Below are 4177 nucleotides of genomic sequence, written 5' to 3' on the forward strand. Positions count from 1 at the left end.
CCCTTCCCGCCGCGTCGGCGCTCCACCGCGCGGGTGAGCGTGAAGAGCACCGCGGACAGCGCCAGCACGCCGAAGCCCGCCCAGGCGAGGGGACTGAGGGCCGTACTGGCGAGCCAGCCGACGACGCCGGTCATCACCAGGCCGACCGGCACCAGTGAGTAGGCCGCGACGCGGGCGGCCGTGAGGAAACGCTTGCGGTAGGCGGTGACCGCGGCGATGCCCAGGCCCGCCGCGGACACGGCGGAGCAGATGGTCTCGGCAAGCATCCGGTCCTCCAGGCGGGCCCGGCCGGCGGGGTGCCGGCGTGACGGTGACACGAGGCGCGCGGTGCGCTTCGTCCCTTCCATCCTGCACCGCCCGGTACCCGCGATGCCATGCCCCGGCCCCCACATCAGGGAGATCTCGGGGTCGGCGCCGGGGATCTCTCGGGGTGGCGGGGCGCGACACGGGCGGCGGTCGGGGTCGCCCCGCTGGACCGCCGGAGGTCGCCCCGCTCGGACCGCCGGAGGCCGTCCCACCGGACCACCGGAGCCGGTCCCACCGGATTGGGCCGCCCGGGGACCGCCTGGAAGACTGGGCGTATGAACGACTCCTCCCCCGCACCCGTCGAGCCCGTCGTCCTCGATGTCTGGTGCGAACTCCAGTGCCCCGACTGCCACGCCGCCCTGGACGACGTCCGTGCCCTGCGTGCCCGCTACGGCGACCGGCTCGACGTGCGGCTGCGGCACTTCCCGCTGGAGAAGCACAAGCACGCCTTCGCCGCCGCGCAGGCCGCCGAGGAGGCCGTGGAGCAGGGGCAGGGCTGGCCGTACGTCGAGGCGGTGCTGGGGCGGGTCGAGGAGCTGGACCGCCGGGGCGAGGAGCTGCTGGTCGAGATCGCCCGTGAACTCGGCCTGGATGCCGAGGAGTTCGACACCGCGCTGATCGACGGCAGGCACATCCTGATCGTGGACGCGGACCAGGCCGAGGGCAAGGCGATCGGTGTCACCGGCACCCCGACCTATGTCATCGGCGGTGAGCGCCTGGACGGCGGCAAGAGCCAGGAGGGGCTGCGCGAGCGGATCGAGGAGATCGCGGACCGGCTGCTGGCCGACCGGGCGTGACCCCGCCGCGGCCCTCCGCGGATCGTCACAGGAGCGGCTTGGCGAGGACGTGGCGCGTCGTCTCGTAGCCCAGTGACGCGTACAGCCGCTCGGCCGGGGTGTTGCCCGCGCGCACGTTGAGGGTCAGGGTGCGCTCGCCGTCGGCGATGGTCTGCGCCTCGGCGTGGAGCATCAGGGAGCGGCCGTGGCCCCGGCCGCGGTGCGCCTCGTCGGTGCCGACGTCGAGGACCCAGGGTGTGTCGTCGGCGCGGGCGAGCCAGATGGTGCCCACGGGGGTTCCCTCGTGTTCGAGGACGCTGAACCGCACCCCTTCCGTGGCCAGTCCCTCGCCGAGGCGCGTCTCGTGGTCGCGGCGGGACTTGGCCCGTGCTTCCTCCTCGGAGAGGCCGAGGCTCATCAGCGAGCGCGCGTAGGACTCTCTCCCCTTCGCCAGCCAGCTCTCGAACTCCGCCTCGGTCATGGGCCGTGCCCGGCTGCCCTCGGGCAGTTCCGGGGGCACGTCGCCGAGACGTTTCACCATGGCGCGGGCGCTCGGGGTGTACCCGAGGGCCCGCGCCAGGTTCAGGGCGGGCTCGGCACCGGCCGGGATCACCGTTTCGATCCGGATGCAGCCCCAGCCACGCGCGACCTCCTCCGCCGCGAGCGCGGCCACCGTGGCCCGGCCGCGTCGGCGGTCGGGCTCCTCGATGCGCAGGTCGGTGATGCGGGCCACGGTGGTTCCGATCACCGTGGCGAGGTGGATCTCGCCGACGGGACGGCTGTTCACGCACACCTGGTAGCGGCGTGCGCGGGTTCCGTCGGCGTGCTGCTGAAGCGGCTCGGCCGGCCGCAGGGTCGTCGTCATCACCGGAGTTCTACCCGCTCCGGGCCGCCCGCCTCAGCGGTTTTCTCCCGACCGGTGTCCTTGCCGGTCTCTTTGCCGACTCCATTGCCCCGCTCAGGGGTTGAGGACCTGCCGGGACCGCTCCTCGAAGATCCGCATCGCCTTGGCGGTCACCGGGCCCGGGGTGCCGGGCAGTTCGCGGCCGTCGACGCGGTGCACGGCCTGGACGTCGCGCAGGGTGGAGGTCAGGAAGACCTCCTCGGCGCGCTCCAGGACGTCCAGCGGGAGGTCGGTCTCCTTGGCGCCGGTCCACTCCACGGTGAGGGCGCGGGTGATGCCCGCGAGGCAGCCGGAGGCGAGCGGCGGGGTGTGGAGTTCGCCGTCGAGGACGACGAAGACGTTGGAGCCGGTGCCCTCGCAGAGCTGTCCGACCGTGTTGGCGAACAGCGCCTCGGACGCGCCCTGTTCGTGGGCACGGGCCAGCGCGACCACGTTCTCGGCGTACGAGGTGGACTTCACACCGGCGAGGGCGCCGCGCTCGTTGCGGGTCCAGGGGACGGTGATCACGGCGGTGGAGTCGGGGCGGCGGGTGGTCTCGCCGAGGGCGACGAGCAGGGTGGGGCCGTGCTCGCCCCGGTCGGAGCCGAGCGGGCCGTGGCCGCCGGTGTAGGTGATGCGCAGCCGGCCGAGCGGCATCGGGTTGGCGTCGAGGACCGCATCGCAGGCGCGGCGCACCTCGTCGTGGTCCGGGTCGGGCAGGCCGAGGCTCCGGGCGGAGCGGGTGAGCCGGTCGAGGTGGCGGGTGAGCGCGAAGGTCCGTCCGTCGACCGCCTTGACGGTCTCGAAGATGCCGTCGCCCACGGTGAGCCCGTGGTCGAAGACCGAGACGCGCGCGGAATCGGCGTCCCGCAGTTCGCCGTCCAGCCAGATCCTCATGTGAGAGCCTCTCCACTTTCCTGGTACTCCCCCGACGCTATCGCGAGCAGCCGGGATGCCTTCAGTTCGGTCTCGCGCCACTCCCCCTCGGGGTCGGACCCCCAGGTGATCCCGGCGCCCGCGCCGAAGCGGAGCGCCCCGGCGGCACGGTCGATCCAGAAGGTGCGGATGCCGACGGCCAGCTCGGCGGTGCCCCGGTCGGCGTCGACCCAGCCGATGCCGCCGCAGTAGGGGCCGCGCGGGGCGGGTTCCAGGGCCTCGATGATCCGCAGGGCGCTCGTCTTGGGGGCGCCGGTGACGGAGCCGGGCGGGAAGGCGGCGGCGAACAGGTCCGGCCAGCCCGTGCCGGGGCGCAGTTCGCCCCGGACGGTGGAGACCAGGTGGACGAGCCCGGGGTGCTTCTCCACCGCGCACAGGTCGGGGACGGTGACGGTGCCGGTCCCGCAGACGCGGCCGATGTCGTTGCGGACCAGGTCCACGATCATCACGTTCTCGGCGTAGTCCTTCTCCAGGAGGTCGGCCTCGGTGCGCCCTGTGCCCTTGATGGGGCCGGACTCGACGGTGCGCCCGGCGCGGCGCAGGAACAGCTCGGGCGAGGCGGTGGCGATCTCCACCCCGTGCCCGGGGAGGCGGATCGTTCCTCCGTAGGGGGCGGGGTTGCCCCGGGCGAGGAGGGCGGTGAGGGCGTCCACGTCGGCGCCGGGGGTGACGGGCGCGCTGAGGACGCGGCAGAGGTTGGCCTGGTAGACCTCGCCGGCCGCGATGTGTTCCCGGATGCGGCGTACGGCGGCCGTGTAGGCGGCGCGGTCCAGGGAGGAGGTCCAGGCGTCCCGCGCGGGTCCGTGCCAGGCGCCGGGGCGCGGGGCGGGCACCGGTTCCCTCCGTACGTGCGCGAAGCGGGCGCAGGTCAGGCCGCCCTCGAAGTCCGCGACGACGGCCCAGAAGCCCTCGGAGTCCAGCGCGGCCGGGTCCTCGGTGACGTCCAGCAGGCCGGTGGCGACGCGGTCGCCGAAGCGGGCCATAGGGGGGAGAACGGGAGGAAGGTGAGGCACGTGGCCGAGTCTAGGCGGGGCCCTTCGAGGGGGGGTCCGGGGATGCCCGCGAGGGGCTCCGGGACGACCGTGACCATGCCGTTCGCGAGGTGCACCGCAGCACGCTGCGCAAACGCGTTTTTGTACTGGCCGAGGAATCCGCTAAAGTTCAACACGTCGCCGGGACGCGGAAGCGGACCGAAACGACAAGCGGACGTAGCTCAGTTGGTAGAGCGCAACCTTGCCAAGGTTGAGGTCGCGAGTTCGAGCCTCGTCGTCCGCTC

Annotated in this window: 4 protein-coding genes, 1 tRNA gene and 1 pseudogene; 2 read left to right on the forward strand and 4 right to left on the reverse strand. The window is 73.4% G+C overall.

Translation table 11 applies throughout. The features are described 5' to 3' along the window. A pseudogene (locus GTW40_RS00520) lies at positions 1 to 266 on the reverse strand (hypothetical protein); the annotation flags it as partial. A gap of 315 nt (positions 267 to 581) precedes the next feature. On the opposite strand from GTW40_RS00520, the gene GTW40_RS00525 reads away from it, so the two are divergent. Continuing rightward, positions 582 to 1103: a DsbA family protein gene (locus tag GTW40_RS00525; RefSeq protein WP_161178150.1), complete on the forward strand. Its 522-nt coding sequence runs from the start codon at positions 582 to 584 to the stop codon at positions 1101 to 1103. Positions 1104 to 1128: 25 nt separating this feature from the next. On the opposite strand, the gene GTW40_RS00530 is transcribed toward GTW40_RS00525, so the two are convergent. The 3 genes from GTW40_RS00530 to GTW40_RS00540 form a co-directional block, all read right to left on the reverse strand. Further along, positions 1129 to 1947, reverse strand: a complete 819-nt coding sequence (locus tag GTW40_RS00530; RefSeq protein WP_161178151.1) for a GNAT family N-acetyltransferase — start codon at positions 1945 to 1947, stop codon at positions 1129 to 1131. Between the two features lie 93 nt (positions 1948 to 2040). Continuing rightward, on the reverse strand, positions 2041 to 2862 hold the full coding sequence (locus GTW40_RS00535; RefSeq protein ID WP_161178152.1) for an aminodeoxychorismate lyase: 822 nt from the start codon (positions 2860 to 2862) through the stop codon (positions 2041 to 2043). Next, a complete protein-coding gene (locus GTW40_RS00540) occupies positions 2859 to 3884 on the reverse strand; it encodes a chorismate-binding protein (RefSeq protein ID WP_161178153.1) in 1026 nt (341 codons plus the stop codon). The genes GTW40_RS00535 and GTW40_RS00540 overlap by 4 nt, the downstream gene beginning before the upstream one ends. 219 nt (positions 3885 to 4103) lie before the next feature. Between GTW40_RS00540 and GTW40_RS00545 the strand changes: the two genes are divergently transcribed. Then, positions 4104 to 4176: transfer RNA gene (locus GTW40_RS00545), tRNA-Gly, on the forward strand. The last annotated feature ends 1 nt before the right edge of the window (position 4177 follow it).

The sequence above is a fragment of the Streptomyces sp. SID4985 genome, from assembly GCF_009863025.1.
In the GTDB taxonomy this organism is placed as follows: domain Bacteria; phylum Actinomycetota; class Actinomycetes; order Streptomycetales; family Streptomycetaceae; genus Streptomyces.